This is a genomic window from Halomicrococcus gelatinilyticus (genome assembly GCA_024227995.1).
Lineage (GTDB): Archaea > Halobacteriota > Halobacteria > Halobacteriales > Haladaptataceae > Halomicrococcus > Halomicrococcus gelatinilyticus.
The window spans coordinates 516,089-528,665 of record CP100465.1 but is presented as its reverse complement, the minus strand read 5'-3'; the positions used below and the strand labels follow the sequence as shown (position 1 = coordinate 528,665).

General features: G+C 66.2%; 21 protein-coding genes. 6 read left to right on the top strand and 15 right to left on the bottom strand.

The window, feature by feature from the left end; all coding sequences use genetic code 11:
* Positions 1–13: 13 nt before the first annotated feature.
* From NKT36_RS02855 to NKT36_RS02835, 5 genes are all read right to left on the bottom strand, one after another.
* The gene (locus tag NKT36_RS02855; protein WP_327052439.1) at positions 14–523 is read right to left on the bottom strand and encodes an HPP family protein; all 510 of its coding nucleotides are present in this window, start codon (positions 521–523) and stop codon (positions 14–16) included.
* Between the two features lie 39 nt (positions 524–562).
* Positions 563–991: a DUF7346 family protein gene (locus NKT36_RS02850; protein WP_327052438.1), complete on the bottom strand. Its 429-nt coding sequence runs from the start codon at positions 989–991 to the stop codon at positions 563–565.
* Positions 992–1,031: 40 nt separating this feature from the next.
* Positions 1,032–1,394: a DUF7322 domain-containing protein gene (locus NKT36_RS02845; RefSeq protein ID WP_327052437.1), complete on the bottom strand. Its 363-nt coding sequence runs from the start codon at positions 1,392–1,394 to the stop codon at positions 1,032–1,034.
* 45 nt (positions 1,395–1,439) lie between these two features.
* Positions 1,440–1,625 carry a DUF7331 family protein gene (locus NKT36_RS02840; RefSeq protein ID WP_327052436.1) on the bottom strand — a complete coding sequence of 62 codons (186 nt, stop codon included), beginning with the start codon at positions 1,623–1,625 and terminating at the stop codon, positions 1,440–1,442.
* A gap of 234 nt (positions 1,626–1,859) precedes the next feature.
* Entirely contained in the window at positions 1,860–2,150 is a 291-nt protein-coding gene (locus NKT36_RS02835; RefSeq protein WP_327052435.1) for a MarR family transcriptional regulator, read from the bottom strand.
* Positions 2,151–2,295: 145 nt separating this feature from the next.
* On the opposite strand from NKT36_RS02835, the gene pan1 reads away from it, so the two are divergent.
* The gene (pan1, locus tag NKT36_RS02830; protein WP_327052434.1) at positions 2,296–3,510 is read left to right on the top strand and encodes a proteasome-activating nucleotidase Pan1; all 1,215 of its coding nucleotides are present in this window, start codon (positions 2,296–2,298) and stop codon (positions 3,508–3,510) included.
* 281 nt (positions 3,511–3,791) lie between these two features.
* Here the strand turns inward: pan1 and NKT36_RS02825 are convergent, their stop codons facing one another.
* The 3 genes from NKT36_RS02825 to NKT36_RS02815 all read right to left on the bottom strand — a co-directional run bounded on the left by NKT36_RS02825 (position 3,792) and on the right by NKT36_RS02815 (position 7,369).
* Positions 3,792–4,820, bottom strand: coding sequence for a phosphate uptake regulator PhoU (locus tag NKT36_RS02825; RefSeq protein WP_327052433.1), 1,029 nt, complete (start codon positions 4,818–4,820; stop codon positions 3,792–3,794).
* A 94-nt stretch (positions 4,821–4,914) separates the two neighbouring features.
* Positions 4,915–5,979 carry an ATP-NAD kinase family protein gene (locus NKT36_RS02820; RefSeq protein ID WP_327052432.1) on the bottom strand — a complete coding sequence of 355 codons (1,065 nt, stop codon included), beginning with the start codon at positions 5,977–5,979 and terminating at the stop codon, positions 4,915–4,917.
* 145 nt (positions 5,980–6,124) lie between these two features.
* Positions 6,125–7,369: an LEA type 2 family protein gene (locus tag NKT36_RS02815; protein ID WP_327052431.1), complete on the bottom strand. Its 1,245-nt coding sequence runs from the start codon at positions 7,367–7,369 to the stop codon at positions 6,125–6,127.
* A 108-nt stretch (positions 7,370–7,477) separates the two neighbouring features.
* Here NKT36_RS02815 and NKT36_RS02810 point away from each other — a divergent pair, with 108 nt between their 5' ends.
* The 4 genes from NKT36_RS02810 to NKT36_RS02795 all read left to right on the top strand — a co-directional run bounded on the left by NKT36_RS02810 (position 7,478) and on the right by NKT36_RS02795 (position 9,220).
* Positions 7,478–7,666 (top strand): DUF7525 family protein, encoded by a 189-nt coding sequence (locus tag NKT36_RS02810; protein ID WP_327052430.1) that lies wholly within the window; start codon positions 7,478–7,480, stop codon positions 7,664–7,666.
* Positions 7,667–7,735: 69 nt separating this feature from the next.
* A complete protein-coding gene (locus NKT36_RS02805) occupies positions 7,736–7,960 on the top strand; it encodes a DUF7123 family protein (RefSeq protein WP_327052429.1) in 225 nt (74 codons plus the stop codon).
* A gap of 37 nt (positions 7,961–7,997) precedes the next feature.
* A complete protein-coding gene (locus tag NKT36_RS02800; RefSeq protein ID WP_327052428.1) occupies positions 7,998–8,423 on the top strand; it encodes an SRPBCC family protein in 426 nt (141 codons plus the stop codon).
* Entirely contained in the window at positions 8,420–9,220 is an 801-nt protein-coding gene (locus NKT36_RS02795; protein ID WP_327052427.1) for a carbon-nitrogen family hydrolase, read from the top strand. The genes NKT36_RS02800 and NKT36_RS02795 overlap by 4 nt, the downstream gene beginning before the upstream one ends.
* Positions 9,221–9,256: 36 nt before the next feature.
* Here NKT36_RS02795 and NKT36_RS02790 read toward each other — a convergent pair whose 3' ends face one another.
* Positions 9,257–9,856 (bottom strand): archaellin/type IV pilin N-terminal domain-containing protein, encoded by a 600-nt coding sequence (locus tag NKT36_RS02790; protein WP_327052426.1) that lies wholly within the window; start codon positions 9,854–9,856, stop codon positions 9,257–9,259.
* A 210-nt stretch (positions 9,857–10,066) separates the two neighbouring features.
* Complete coding sequence (locus NKT36_RS02785; protein WP_327052425.1) at positions 10,067–10,303, bottom strand: UPF0058 family protein; 237 nt, start codon at positions 10,301–10,303, stop codon at positions 10,067–10,069.
* Between the two features lie 147 nt (positions 10,304–10,450).
* On the opposite strand from NKT36_RS02785, the gene NKT36_RS02780 reads away from it, so the two are divergent.
* Positions 10,451–10,858, top strand: a complete 408-nt coding sequence (locus NKT36_RS02780; protein WP_327052424.1) for a translation initiation factor IF-2 subunit beta — start codon at positions 10,451–10,453, stop codon at positions 10,856–10,858.
* Here NKT36_RS02780 and NKT36_RS02775 read toward each other — a convergent pair.
* From NKT36_RS02775 to NKT36_RS02755, 5 genes are all read right to left on the bottom strand, one after another.
* Positions 10,850–11,029 carry a DUF7836 family putative zinc-binding protein gene (locus tag NKT36_RS02775; protein ID WP_327052423.1) on the bottom strand — a complete coding sequence of 60 codons (180 nt, stop codon included), beginning with the start codon at positions 11,027–11,029 and terminating at the stop codon, positions 10,850–10,852. The two genes, NKT36_RS02780 and NKT36_RS02775, sit on opposite strands and share 9 nt — an antisense overlap.
* 137 nt (positions 11,030–11,166) lie before the next feature.
* Positions 11,167–11,361 carry a cold-shock protein gene (locus tag NKT36_RS02770; RefSeq protein ID WP_327052422.1) on the bottom strand — a complete coding sequence of 65 codons (195 nt, stop codon included), beginning with the start codon at positions 11,359–11,361 and terminating at the stop codon, positions 11,167–11,169.
* 124 nt (positions 11,362–11,485) lie between these two features.
* Complete coding sequence (locus NKT36_RS02765) at positions 11,486–11,788, bottom strand: hypothetical protein (protein WP_327052421.1); 303 nt, start codon at positions 11,786–11,788, stop codon at positions 11,486–11,488.
* A gap of 1 nt (position 11,789) precedes the next feature.
* Entirely contained in the window at positions 11,790–12,065 is a 276-nt protein-coding gene (locus tag NKT36_RS02760) for a winged helix-turn-helix domain-containing protein (protein WP_327052420.1), read from the bottom strand.
* Between the two features lie 83 nt (positions 12,066–12,148).
* On the bottom strand, positions 12,149–12,433 hold the full coding sequence (locus NKT36_RS02755; protein WP_327052419.1) for a DUF357 domain-containing protein: 285 nt from the start codon (positions 12,431–12,433) through the stop codon (positions 12,149–12,151).
* Positions 12,434–12,577: the final 144 nt, after the last annotated feature.

Here is a 12,577-nt window from a genome sequence, read left to right as displayed (position 1 = left end):
CGTCGTCGACGCCTCACCGCGTCCGGTCGACTACCTTCTCGCCCGTCCGTCCGGGCGACGCAGTGACGACGGCCTGGACCGCGACGAGCCCGACGACTGCGACCACGACGAACAGGCCCTCGACGACCGAGGAGAGCAGGCCGAGCGAGACGATGAGCGTGGTCGCGCAGGCCGGCGGATGGCGGGCGTCGAAGAACTCCATGCCCTCGACCGTCAGCGCGATCGCGGCGACGCTGCTCGCCGCGAGCCAGAACCCCTGGGGAGACAGGGGTCGGACCGCCTCCGTCACGACGTGGCCGTGTGCGAGCAGGTGGTAGGCGAACAGGCCGGCGACGACGCCGAGGACGTGCGAGAGGACGACCCGCTCCGGGTCGCTCTCCTCGCCGTCGGGCCGGGTGGCGAGGACGAACGCCGACGGGCCGAGGCTGGGGAACAGGAGTGGGCGTCCGGCGAGCCACGCGGCGGCTCCGAGAACCGCGACGAGAAGCGCCGCGTGGAGGCTCGACCGCGTTCGCTCCAGCATGGACGTCACTTCAGGGGTGCATCGGAAAAGGGGCGGGATTCAGTCCCCACCGGTGAGCGTGGCGAGCGCCGCGGTCGCGTCCTCGGTCGTGCCGTAGCCGCGTTCGCCGGCGACCTGGCGCTCCTCGACCAGGCCGGCCGCGCGGAACTCCGCGAGCAGGCCGTGGAGGTCGCTCTCGCAGTAGTCGCCCGCGTCGAGCAAGGTACGGACCGGGAGCGGCCCGCGGTCGTCGAGGAGGAGCAACAGGCCAAGCGACCGCTCGTCGCGCGAGGCAGTCAGCAGCCGTCGCACCGCCGGGGGGACGGCGAGTGCCTCGGTCTCCAGGGGGGACGTTCCCTCGGCTGGTTCGAGACGGTCGTTGTCGAGGTATCGTTCCTCGCCGGTTCGCGGGTCGCGGACGAGACTCGACTCGTCGGACCGCTTGAGAAGCAGGTACGTCCGGCCCGACTCGTCCCGGAGGGTTCGCATACCTCGACGTTACGGCGAGAGGCGATTAGGCCTTCCGGAGTCAGTCGTCTCCGTCGTCGACCCAGTCGGGGTCACGCTTGACGGCACGATAGCGTTTCAGCCCACGGACGAGTGCGAACAGGCCGACCGCGACGAGGCCACCGCCGACCCTCCACCGGCTCTCGAACCCGATGAACATCAGCCCGAGGCTGAGCGCGAACAGGGCGACGTTGAACAGCAGGACCTGGGACCAGAACTCGTGTTTCAGCTCCCGGGGAACGTCCTTCTCGCTGTAGTCGTCGACTGTCGGGGCAGACGGTTCGAGCCCTTCGGCGGGGTCGTCGACGGTCGGAACCATGTCGGCCTCCGGGCCGCCCGCAAGTTCGGACGACCCCTCGTCATCGGGGTCGAATCTATCGAGCACTGGTTCGAGAAACCGCCGGAGAAGGGAAAAACGTTCTGTGTCTTATCAGACGTGCTCTTTCAGGGTCACCGTCGCGGACGCCTTGAGCCACCCAAGCGGATTCTCTGCGTCGTAGAATACGACGCCGTCTTCCGTCTCGTACGTTTCGACGGAGCTCGCCGGCTCGGTGGACGCCGGCAGCTCGCTGTCGACACGGTCCAACTCTCCGTCTTCGGTGGCGTTGTCGGACATTGACTTGGCCTCAGCCGCTTGCTATGCGTTAACACATTAAATCCCTTTCGCTCGCGGCACCATTCGGAACGGTAACAGTCGCCGGTGACATGTCCACGAATCCAGGTCGGAGAATTGCCGTCGTTCGTGCGTGACAGTCTCCTGGCTGCCCCCTGACTGCCCTCTGACCGCCCATTGGCTGCCCCCTGACTGCCCTCTGACCGCCCATTGGCTGCCCCCGTGTTCGGTCGCGAGCTATTCCGCCTGGCGGTCGTCGAGATCGAGAGCGTAGATGCGCTTGCGGGCGTCGGCGAACGAGAACCGCGAGTCGACCAGGTCACGGTCCTCGAGGCGGTTCAGTGCGTAGCGGACGGTGCGCGGCGGAAGCAGGGTCTCCTCGGCGAGTTCAGTCTGGGTCAGCGTCCCGTCGTACTCCAGCACCTTGGCGACGAGTTTCGCACTCGGGGGCAGTTCCCGTATCGTCTCTACCACGTCGTCGTCCGTCAGGCTCGTTTCCTCCGTCCCGGAAAGCTCGGTAGCGCTCATCACGTCCAGCTTTTGGATACAGCGTAATAATATTTCCTGTTCGAATTTATTACTGGCAAACATCTATCAGCCCGGTCGGTCGGCGTATGACGCGAGGCTTACACCACCCGAAGCCTCTTAAGAGACAGGCACTTACCCGGAACTGATGACTGATACTGTGGATGACGTCGATCTCCCGTACGACGAGGAGAGCGCGTCCCAGCAGGAGAAGATCGAGGCACTTCAGGAGCGCCTCGAGGTCCTCGAATCCCAGAACGAGGAGATGCGCGACAAGCTCCTCGACGCGAACGCGGAGAACAACAAGTACCAGCAGAAGCTGGAGCGGCTCACCCACGAGAACAAGAAGCTCAAGCAGTCGCCGCTGTTCGTCGCCACCGTCCAGGAGCTCACCGACGAAGGCGTCATCATCAAGCAGCACGGAAACAACCAGGAGGCGGTCACCGAGGTGACCGACGAGATGCGGTCGGAGATAGAGCCCGACGACCGGGTCGCGGTGAACAACTCCCTCTCCATCGTCAAGACTCTCGAAGACGAGACCGACGTCCGTGCCCGCGTGATGCAGGTGACCCGGAGTCCCGAGGTCACCTACGAGGACATCGGCGGTCTCGAGGACCAGATGCAGGAAGTCCGCGAGACCGTCGAGATGCCCCTGGAGAACCCCGACATGTTCGGCGAGGTCGGCATCGAGCCGCCGAGCGGGGTGCTGCTGTACGGCCCGCCGGGGACGGGCAAGACGATGTTGGCCAAGGCCGTCGCCAACCAGACCGACGCCACCTTCATCAAGATGGCCGGCTCCGAACTCGTCCACAAGTTCATCGGCGAGGGCGCGAAGCTCGTGCGCGACCTGTTCCAGGTCGCCCGCGAGCACGAACCCGCCGTGATCTTCATCGACGAGATCGACGCCATCGCGAGCAAGCGGACGGACTCGAAGACCTCGGGCGACGCGGAGGTCCAGCGGACGATGATGCAGTTGCTCTCGGAGATGGACGGCTTCGAGGACCGCGGCGAGATCCGCATCATCGCCGCCACCAACCGCTTCGACATGCTCGACCGCGCCATCCTCCGCCCCGGGCGCTTCGACCGCCTCATCGAGGTCCCGACGCCCGACGTCGAGGGCCGCGAGCAGATCTACCGCATCCACACCCGCGACATGAACGTCGCCGACGACGTCGACTACGAGCAGCTCGCACGCGAAAGCGAGGAGGCCAGCGGTGCCGACGTCAAGGCCATCTGCACCGAGGCGGGCATGTTCGCCATCCGCGACGACCGCACCGAGATCCGGATGCAGGACTTCCTCGACGCCAAGGAGAAGATCGAGAACGAGGACGAGGACGAGGACGTCTCGAAGACGTTCGCCTGACCGTCCACCACGAGCGGTCCCCGGACCACCTGCTGGGATTCGACGTCGAAACTGGCGGTTCGTTCGATTTTCGACTGTAGCCACTCTTGCTCCGTAGCGTCGCCTCCGGCTCCGTAGGCACCGTTCGTGACTCGTCCGGTCCGACGACCGGGTGTCACCGCCGCCGCTCTGGACCGGGCGACTGCTGTCGTCGCCAGCGTGGCGATATCGCCGAACGGGCGACGGTACCCGGCGGAAAACGGTGAGAGCGACCGACCGTGGCGGCGGCGACCGCAGGAGAATCAGTTGATCGTCGTGTGGACGCTCTCCTCGTTGAGCGCCAGGTTCGCCGCGATCTCCGCGTTCCGCATGGCGTACTGGGCCGTCTGCTGGAGGCTGACGAGCACGTCCCGGACGCGGAGGAGGTCTTCGTTGTCCATCTCCGGCAGGTCGCTCAGGATGTCGCTCTCGCGGTCGCCGAGTTCGTGGAACTGCCGGCGGACCGCCAGCGTCTTGTCGTAGTCCCGCTCGACGGCCGCTTCGACGGCCTGTGCCGTCATCTCGTCGACCTGGTCCGTGAACTCCCGGATGCGGCGCATCGTCGCCTGGTCGACGTCGAGGGTGTGTCCGTCGGCCTCGAGGACGATGTCCGCGATGTCCTCCGCGTTGTCGGCGGTGAGTTCGAGGTTCTTCGCGATGGAGCGGTAGCCGATGAGCGGGAAGCCGCTGTCCAGACCGACGGCCCGGGCCAGCGTCGGGTTCTCGTGTGCGGTGAAGATGAGTCGCAGGAGCAGGACGAAAATCTTGTTCGCCTGCCGCTCGCGGTTCAGGGCCCGCTGGGCGAGGTCGGGATTGCCGTGCGCGAGCGCCTTGACGGCCTCGCTCCGCATGGTGCTGCCGGTGTTCTCCAGTCGTTCGAGCAGGTTGTCCAGGTCGAAGTCCTCCGGGTCGACCGAACACCGGATGGCGATGCTCTCGGGGGTCTCCTCGATGACGCCGAGCCCCATCAGCTGCGTCTCCGCGTTGTAGACGGCGTTGATGTGGCTGCTGTCGAGTGCGTCGTCGCTCTCGACGTGGATGACCCGGCGTCCGAGCACGTACTGGGCGACGATCGCACGCTCGACCGCGGCCGCGTCCAGTTGTTCGGTGTGGATCTTCGCCTCCGTCTCTTCGCCGTGTGCCGACTCCGGGAGCACCGTCAGCGAACCCTTGCCGCTGACCCGCAACGAGACCTCGTCTCCCTTCTCGACGTCGTGTTCCGAGGCCCACTCGGCTGGGAGGGTCATCGCCAGCGTCGACGGACCGAGCCGCTGCACCTTTCGCGTTTCCATACCCTTAGTTCACGCGCCCAGCATTAAATGTCTCCCTATGCCACTAAATGTCACCAGACCGTCGTACGGGGGTTCGAGACGCCACGCATCGCCGCTACTCGACCTTCATCATCCGCCGCTCGAACCGGCCGACGCGGACCTTCTGCCAGCCGCGCAGCGACTCGTCGACCTCGGCGTCGCCGGTGTCGACCCGGAGCACGCCCACGCCGTCGAGCTTCGACTTCGTGGCCACGATCTCCACCTCCGACCGGCGGAGCACGGCGGGCGATATCTGGTCGTTGCCGCGCCCGAAGACGAACCCCTGGCCGCCGATCGGCGAGACTACGACCACGTTCCGCTCGCCGAGGTGGTCCAGTATCTCCGCCTCGCTCGCGTCGTGGACGAGCACCTCGCCGTCGCGCCACACGTCGACCCCGAGCGGGGTTCCCTCGACTCCGAGTTCCGCCTCGATGGCACCGACCGTCCCTCCCGGCCCGAACACGTAGGTGACGCCGGCCGTCGTCTCCTCGGCGACCCCCGCCGCCAGGCTCTCGACGGTCCCGCCACCGAGTTGCTTGCTCGACTGGAGGCCGTCGGCGACCGGTACGCGCGCCACGGCCTCGAGTTCCGAGCGGACCTCTCCCTCGCGGTAGGCGTCCTCGTCGATGTCGTTCACCTCGCGCCGCTCGACCCGCGTGAACTCGGCCGCGACGCGGCCCGCGGTCTCCGGGGTCACCGCGAACACCGCCGAGTAGACCTTCACTCCGGCCGGCACGCCGAGCATCGGGACGTCCGTCCCGAGGTCGTCCAGCACCTCGGCAACGTCGACGGCCGTCCCGTCGCCGCCCACGAACAGCACGAGGTCGACCCCTTCGTCGACCAGCGACCGGACCGCCGCGCGCGTGTCCGCGGCGGTCGTCTCCTCGCTCGCCGGTTCGCCCACGACCGCCGGGTCGAACCCCGCGCTCCGTGCCGCCGACTCTCCCATCGCACCGCCGTACGTCAGGACCTCGGTGTCCGGAGCCCGGTCCCGGAGGGCCTCCAGCGCGGCGACCGCCCGGTCCGGTGCGCGCGGTTCTGCGCCGCGTTCGCGCGCCTCCTCGACCTTGCCGTCCGTGCCCTTCAGGCCGACGCGCCCACCCATGCCAGCGATGGGGTTGACGACCACGCCGATTCGCATGGGGATGCGTTGGACACCCCGGGCTAAATGCGTGCGGGTCGGCGGACAGTCGTGCCGGAAGCCGTCCATCGCGTCCGAAGGAAAGCAGCGGCGGAGGTCCGCCGCGACGTGCCGGGTACGGTACCGTTCAGCGTGCGAACCCCAGTCAGCGACCGGTGTCGGACGGTCGCGCCAGGAATCCGTCGTCCGTCGTCGCGCCGAGGAGGCCGCCGTCGTCGGTGGTCGTCTCACCGCCCTCCGTCGTCGTGCTACTGGCGGTCGTTCCGTCGTCGTCCGTCGTCACGGTGCCGTCAGTCGTACCGCTCGTCCGGGTCCCGTCGCTACCGTCCGACGTGGTGCCGTCGGTCGCTCCTGCATCGCCGCTCGCCCCGGCGTCGTCACCCGTCCCTGCGCCGTCGCCGGTTCCCGCCGTCTCCTCCAGCGTCCCCTCGGCGGAGTCGTTCTCGAAGAGGTGCGTCTCGACGCGCTTCGTGTAGTCGACGCCGCGGAGGGGGACGCGGATCGTTTCGCCGGTCGGGAGTTCGAGCCTGGCGTAGAACTCGATGCGGAGGTCCGTCACCTGGTCGTTCTCGACGTGGCTGACCCACCACTCGTCGAGTCGCTCGTTGCGGATGACGGTCCGCATCTCGACCGTCTCGGACGACTTCGGCGCGACGACGTGCGCCCGGTCGGTCGTCCCCTCGCCGACCGTCACGTCGTTCATCGTCATCTCGTACCCGACCTCCGTCACGGTGTAGGGGACGGGCTTTGGATTGTAGACGCGCATCCGCGTCCGGATCGGCGTCTCGGACCGGGTCACCCGGCCCCAGTTGGCGCTCGTCTCGTTGACGTACAGCACCGGGTCGGAGACGAGCGGCGCGTCGGCGTTCACCGGACGCGGTTCCGTCGAGTTGAACTGGCCGATGACGTCGGTCTCGACGCTCTTCTGGTAGGGGACGCTCACCGACCGGTCGACCAGCGACGAGCGGACCGTCGCGTCGAGCTGGAGCGTCGAGGTCTCGTCGTTGCGGACGTGGGTGACCCACCACGCCGGAATCTTCTCGTTCTGCATCGCCGTGGCGAACCGGAGCGTGGTGTTCCCCTGCTCGAGCGCGACGTCGTCCGTCCCGCCGGACGCGAGCGTGACGCCGTTCATCGCGACGGTGTAGTCCACCGAGGTCGACCCCAGTCTCACGCCGACCGGGTTCGGGTTCCCGACCACGAGCGCTGTTGTGACGTTCGTCGTGTTCTGACTCGTCTCGCCGAACTCGTTGTCGACGCCGACGACGTGTGGCGCACCGAGCACGCCGGTGATGAACCCGCCCGCTATCAGGACCGCGAGCAGTCCGACCGGAACGAGCAACGCTCGCTTGCCGGACGGAAACGCCGCCTTGATGCCGTCGCTTACCATGTGTGCCAGTTCACCGACCGAACAAAAAACCTCTCGACATCGGGATGCCGTCCGCGTCGGTACTCGCGAGTAGAATGAACTAAGTTCCGCCTGGCAGAACGGCCGGGTATGGCAGGAAATCAGACAGTCGGGTCGGACAAAGGGGTCGGTCTCACCGTGCTGTTCACGCTCGTGGCCATCGGCGCGAGCGCGGTGACGTTCGTCACACCGGGCAGTGAAATGGCGGCGTGGGGCTTCGCCGGTGCCGTCGTCGCCGGCGTGCTCGCGGTCGCGGCGACCCACCTCTACTGGGACTGACAGTAAATCGTCACTTGCCGGGAACGGCGACAGAGGTTAATACGGTGAAGCGCCTACTCCCGCACGAGGATGACTGACTTCACCGACGAGGAACGGCGCATCCTCGAGTTCCTGAGCGAAAGCGTCGCGGCAGGCGAGCGATACTTCCGCGCCAAGAACATCGCGGAGCACCTCGGTCTTTCCTCGAAGCAGGTGGGGGTACGGCTTCCGAGACTGGCCGAGAAAGCCGACGAGATGGAGATAGAGAAGTGGGGGCGGGCCCGGTCGACCACCTGGAAGGTCGAACCGAGCTAAGGGACGAGTTTTTACCGCTCCCCACGTACGTAGACGTATGACCGTCCGGGTAGAGCGAACGTTCGACCTCGCGGTTCCACCCGAGGAGGTCTGGGAGTTCATCGCCGACCCAGAACGCCGCGCGAGCGCCATCAGCGTCGTCGCAGACTACGACGTCGACACCGACAGAGCGACGTGGTACATCGAACTTCCGATTCCGCTCGTCAACCGGACGATACCCGTCGAGACGGAGGACGTCGAGCGGGACGAGCCGCGGTACGTGAAGTTCGTCGGTCGTGCGTCGGCCATGCGCGTCGTCGGCGAGCACGAGATCGAACCGACCGACGACGGCTGTCGCCTCGTCAACCGCTTCCTCGTCGAGGGGCGGCTCCCGGGGATCGAGCGCTACTTCAAGCGCCATCTCGACGACGAACTGACGAACCTGGAGAACGAACTCCGTGAGGAGGTCGGCGTCGCGTCATGAGAGTCGCACTCGCCCAGCTCGAGATCGAAGGGGGCCACGTGAAAGCCAACCGTCAGCGCGCCGAGGACGCCGTCGAGACCGCGGCCGACCGCGGCGCGGACGTGGTCGCGCTCCCCGAGATCTTCAACGTCGGCTACTTCGCCTTCGACACGTACCAGCGGCACGCCGAGTCGCTCTCTGGACCCACCCTGTCGCGGATGAGCGACCTGGCGGCCGAGCACGGCGTGGGGATACTCGCCGGCAGCATCGTCGAAGACCTCGCCGCCACCGACTCGGAGACGCCGGCCGAGGAGGGGCTGGCGAACACGTCCGTCTTCTTCGACCGCGACGGCCACCGGCGGGCGGTCTACCGCAAGCACCACCTGTTCGGGTACGAGTCCGCGGAGGCCGACCTGCTCGTCCCCGGCGAGTCGCTCGGCCTCGCGGAGTTCGAGGGGACCACCATCGGGATGACGACCTGTTACGACCTCCGGTTCCCGGAACTGTACCGGGACATCGCGGAGGCCGGCGCGACGGTCGTCTTCGTGCCGAGCGCGTGGCCGTACCCCCGCGTCGAGCACTGGCAGGTGCTCCCGAGGGCGCGAGCGATCGAGAACCAGTCGTTCGTCGTCACCGTCAACGGCGCAGGCTCCTTCGAGGACGCCACGCTGCTCGGCAGGTCGACCGTCTACGACCCGTGGGGGACACCGCTCGCCAGCACGGGCGACGAACCGGACCTCGTCGTCGCCGACGTCGACACCGACCAGGTGAACCGGGTTCGCGAGGAGTTCCCGGCCTGGCACGACAGGCGGCGCTGACGGGAAAGAGAACGGAAAAGAGAACGAGCGACCCCGCTAGAGGTCGAGGTCGTGGCCGTCGTGCATCGACTGCGGAAGCCCGTAATGGTGGGTCACTGCTCCGGTGGAGGTGATGATCTTCAGCGAGAACTCCTCACGCTGTTTCAGGTTGTCGGAGAGGGCGGTGGCGTTCAGCACGATGCGGACGCGGTCGTCCTTTTCGTCCAGGACGGGGGCCGAGCCGTCGGTGTCGCGGATGGTCTCCCAGGCGAAGTGGTCGGCGTCGGCGGTGCTCCCGTTCGTGAGGATGGTCCCGGTCCGCGGACCGAGCCACTGGACGGTGGCGGTCGAGAGGTTGACGTCGCCCGATCCCGGGCTCTTCATCACCGTGAGGTTGACGTGGGTCACCTCGTATCGGTCATCTGTGCTGTCGTAGGTGACGTTGCCCATCGCGCTGATGACGGAGACGCGGTCGGTCACCCGTTTCGTGCTCTCCTCGCCCGTCTGTTCGGCCTTGCTCTGCAGGAATCCTGCCGTGTTGAGGAGGACGCCCGCCGCGATCGCGGCGACCAGTACCATCGCGATGAACACGATGAGCGTCCCGATACCGACCTGACCGCGGTCGGGAAGACGGCTGTCGTTGTCGTTGTCAGTCATGTTTCTCCGTTTGTGTCCGCGAGCGTTTGCTCTCTGAATTTGTTTTCTCGGACACAGGTGTTAAATCCCACAGACGGTTATCTCATCTGATAATAGACACATACGCTGGCATACCTGTCGGTCGGTGGGGACGGTAACGGGAGCAACGAGCTCGGCCGGCGTCGTCACTGGTTGGTTATCGGGACGTCCAGGGGACCGTCGCGCTCTCGCTCAGTCGGCCGTGGGAGCGACCGTCTCCTGCTCGGTCGCTTCCATGGAAGAAGTGATCGCCTTCGACAGTGCAAAAACAGCGGCTTTGTGATCGGTCTTCGATTTGTGGATGGACGTTGGTCGTACGCCGAGGGAGTTGTACTCGTCGAGTGTAATCGATTCGTCGTTCGTCTCCTCGTAATGGTTCCCGACCTCCGCAAGCAGGCCGTGAAGATGGATGAGCTCCTGCTTCTTCATAAGCAAGCTGGAGTAACAGTTGCAGGGTTATATTATTATCTTGAGTACCGTTAACACGGCTTGGTAGTATTGGCGTCGTAGCGTCCCGCCAGCGACGTTTCCAGTCAGTTTGAAACGTTTTTAACGACCAGGGCCTTTGGGTCACCCATGCCAGGCTACGACGAACAACTCGACCGTGCGCTGGAACAGACGCCGGACATCCAAGAGGGGAGCGAGCGGTTCGACGTTCCGACCCCCGAGGTCCGTCAGGAGGGGAACGTCACGGTCTACGAGAACTTCCAGGACACGCTGGACCGGCTCGACCGCGAGGACGAGCACGTCCTCAAGTTCCTGCAGGACGAGCTCGGCACGAGCGCGCACATCGACGAGAGCGGGCGCGCGCGACTGACCGGTGAGTTCGGTCAGGACCGCATCGGCGACGCCGTCGAGGAGTACACCGACCGGTTCGTGCTCTGCTCGGAGTGCGGTCTCCCCGACACGCGTCTCGAGCGAGAACAGGGTGCGCTGTTGCTTCGATGCGAGGCCTGCGGGGCGAAGTCGTCGACGTCAGCCTAGCTGTTTCAGCGTCTCCAGGTCGCGCTCCGTACGCGTGAACTCGGCCGTCCGGCGGGTCGCGTGACAGTTGGGACAGTGGAACTGTTCGTCGTGGGACGGGAGGTCGTCGGGATTCGACTCCCAGTTCTTCCCACACTCCGGACACAGAAGTCGGACGTACGTCTCAACCATGATGGCTGTGTCGGAGGGAAGTGAGAAAAGTCTTGCTGGTGTCATCAGGTGACGGAGCAGCGGCTGTCGAACTGCGTCGCCCCGTCGGGAGCGGGTTCGGCCGTTCGGTCGACGTCGACGATTACAGTCGTTCGAGGTTACAGACGTTCGAGGTTGGTCGCGCGCGGTCCCTTGTCGGCCTGCTCGATGTCGAACTCGACCTCCTGGCCCTCCTCGAGGTCGGGGCCGCCGACGTCCTCCATGTGGAAGAAGACGTCCTCGTCCGCGTCGTCGGTCTCGATGAAACCGTAACCGCCGGTGTCGTTGAAGAAGGTCACCGTACCTTGCGCCATTGCGGATGTACAGAGCAGTGAGGAGCAGATAAGGATTGTGGCTGACAGTACCACGCGCTCCAGTATCCTCACCGGAGCACGTCGCTCCCGACGGGTCAGGCCGCCTCGATTTCCGCCCGCAACGTCAGTCCCACGTGACCCAGGCGAGGAACAGGAGCGCGCCGAGTTCGAGCAGGTGCAACGCGACCATCGCCCGCCACGCCAGCGGCGGGACTCCCGTGGCGAACCAGTGTACGAGCCTGGCGTGCAGGAGGTAGACGTACAGCGCCAGTGCGTTCTCGGCGAGCAGGAGGAGCGCGAACACCGAGAGACCCAGCGTGTGCTTCGAGCGGAACTGGCGGTAGTTGTTCAGCCAGACGTAGGTCAGTCCGACCAGCAGGAGGACGTTCACCGTCGTGGCGACGCGTGCGATGTCTAGCCAGAGCACGTCAGTCCACCTCCGCCGTTATCTCCGCCACCGTCTCCCAGTGGTCCCGGGTCTCGTCGGTGAGGAAGTACACCGCGCCGTACTCGTCGCCGCTGCTCTCGACGATTCCGTTCTCCACCAGGACGTCGAGGTGGTGACGAACCGTCTTGTAGTCGAGGTCCAGGTCGTTCGCGATCTGATTGGCGTTCCGTGGCCGTTCGTCCAGTGCGCGGAGCAGCCGCAGGCGGTTGGCACCGCCACGGGTGCCGGTGAGCACGTACCACAGGACCGCCTCCATCGGTTCCCATCCACATCGCCTTGGACCGTAAGCGCATCGCCCCGTGAGCGAACCGCTGGCGTGTAGCGACGCTGCCGTCGCGGTCAGACGGTGAACAGGTGGCCATCGGTGGGGACCTCGAACAGCCCGACGCGCGCACCGGCGTCGAGCCAGGCGTGACCGTAGGAGAACGAGGCCAGCGCGTTCACGAGGTCGTCCTCGTCGCGGAAGTGACGGCCGTCGTCGAGGTACGATTCGGCCATCTCGCGGCAGTCGGCTGCCGCCTCGCCCATCGGGGTGTCCGCGGGTGGCGCGACGGTCGCGGCGTCCAGCGCTTCGGCGAGCAGTCGCTCGTACCGGTCGGTCTTCTCCTCGAGGTCGGCGCCCATACCGGGTCGAGAACGACCACGGCCCTAAGCGCTTCGAGAGCGGACGTCGGCCGTCGACGGTCGACGCCCCGTGCCGTTTCGCCCCGGTAACCCCGTGACTCGATACCACGCCAGACCCGGAGAGAAATGCTGGAACGGCACTCT

Excerpts from the sequence above, each read along its gene's own strand:
- NKT36_RS02840 (WP_327052436.1), bottom strand. The coding sequence starts at position 1,625 with ATGTCCGACAACGCCACCGAAGACGGAGAGTTGGACCGTGTCGACAGC.
- NKT36_RS02805 (WP_327052429.1), top strand. The coding sequence starts at position 7,736 with ATGACTGACTTCACCGACGAGGAACGGCGCATCCTCGAGTTCCTGAGC.
- NKT36_RS02775 (WP_327052423.1), bottom strand. The coding sequence starts at position 11,029 with ATGGTTGAGACGTACGTCCGACTTCTGTGTCCGGAGTGTGGGAAGAAC.
- NKT36_RS02785 (WP_327052425.1), bottom strand. The coding sequence starts at position 10,303 with ATGAAGAAGCAGGAGCTCATCCATCTTCACGGCCTGCTTGCGGAGGTC.
- NKT36_RS02755 (WP_327052419.1), bottom strand. The coding sequence starts at position 12,433 with ATGGGCGCCGACCTCGAGGAGAAGACCGACCGGTACGAGCGACTGCTC.
- NKT36_RS02835 (WP_327052435.1), bottom strand. The coding sequence starts at position 2,150 with ATGAGCGCTACCGAGCTTTCCGGGACGGAGGAAACGAGCCTGACGGAC.
- NKT36_RS02795 (WP_327052427.1), top strand. The coding sequence starts at position 8,420 with ATGAGAGTCGCACTCGCCCAGCTCGAGATCGAAGGGGGCCACGTGAAA.
- NKT36_RS02760 (WP_327052420.1), bottom strand. The coding sequence starts at position 12,065 with ATGGAGGCGGTCCTGTGGTACGTGCTCACCGGCACCCGTGGCGGTGCC.
- NKT36_RS02850 (WP_327052438.1), bottom strand. The coding sequence starts at position 991 with ATGCGAACCCTCCGGGACGAGTCGGGCCGGACGTACCTGCTTCTCAAG.
- NKT36_RS02800 (WP_327052428.1), top strand. The coding sequence starts at position 7,998 with ATGACCGTCCGGGTAGAGCGAACGTTCGACCTCGCGGTTCCACCCGAG.
- NKT36_RS02825 (WP_327052433.1), bottom strand. The coding sequence starts at position 4,820 with ATGGAAACGCGAAAGGTGCAGCGGCTCGGTCCGTCGACGCTGGCGATG.
- NKT36_RS02770 (WP_327052422.1), bottom strand. The coding sequence starts at position 11,361 with ATGGCGCAAGGTACGGTGACCTTCTTCAACGACACCGGCGGTTACGGT.
- NKT36_RS02810 (WP_327052430.1), top strand. The coding sequence starts at position 7,478 with ATGGCAGGAAATCAGACAGTCGGGTCGGACAAAGGGGTCGGTCTCACC.
- NKT36_RS02820 (WP_327052432.1), bottom strand. The coding sequence starts at position 5,979 with ATGCGAATCGGCGTGGTCGTCAACCCCATCGCTGGCATGGGTGGGCGC.
- NKT36_RS02815 (WP_327052431.1), bottom strand. The coding sequence starts at position 7,369 with ATGGTAAGCGACGGCATCAAGGCGGCGTTTCCGTCCGGCAAGCGAGCG.
- NKT36_RS02790 (WP_327052426.1), bottom strand. The coding sequence starts at position 9,856 with ATGACTGACAACGACAACGACAGCCGTCTTCCCGACCGCGGTCAGGTC.
- NKT36_RS02780 (WP_327052424.1), top strand. The coding sequence starts at position 10,451 with ATGCCAGGCTACGACGAACAACTCGACCGTGCGCTGGAACAGACGCCG.
- NKT36_RS02855 (WP_327052439.1), bottom strand. The coding sequence starts at position 523 with ATGCTGGAGCGAACGCGGTCGAGCCTCCACGCGGCGCTTCTCGTCGCG.
- pan1 (WP_327052434.1), top strand. The coding sequence starts at position 2,296 with ATGACTGATACTGTGGATGACGTCGATCTCCCGTACGACGAGGAGAGC.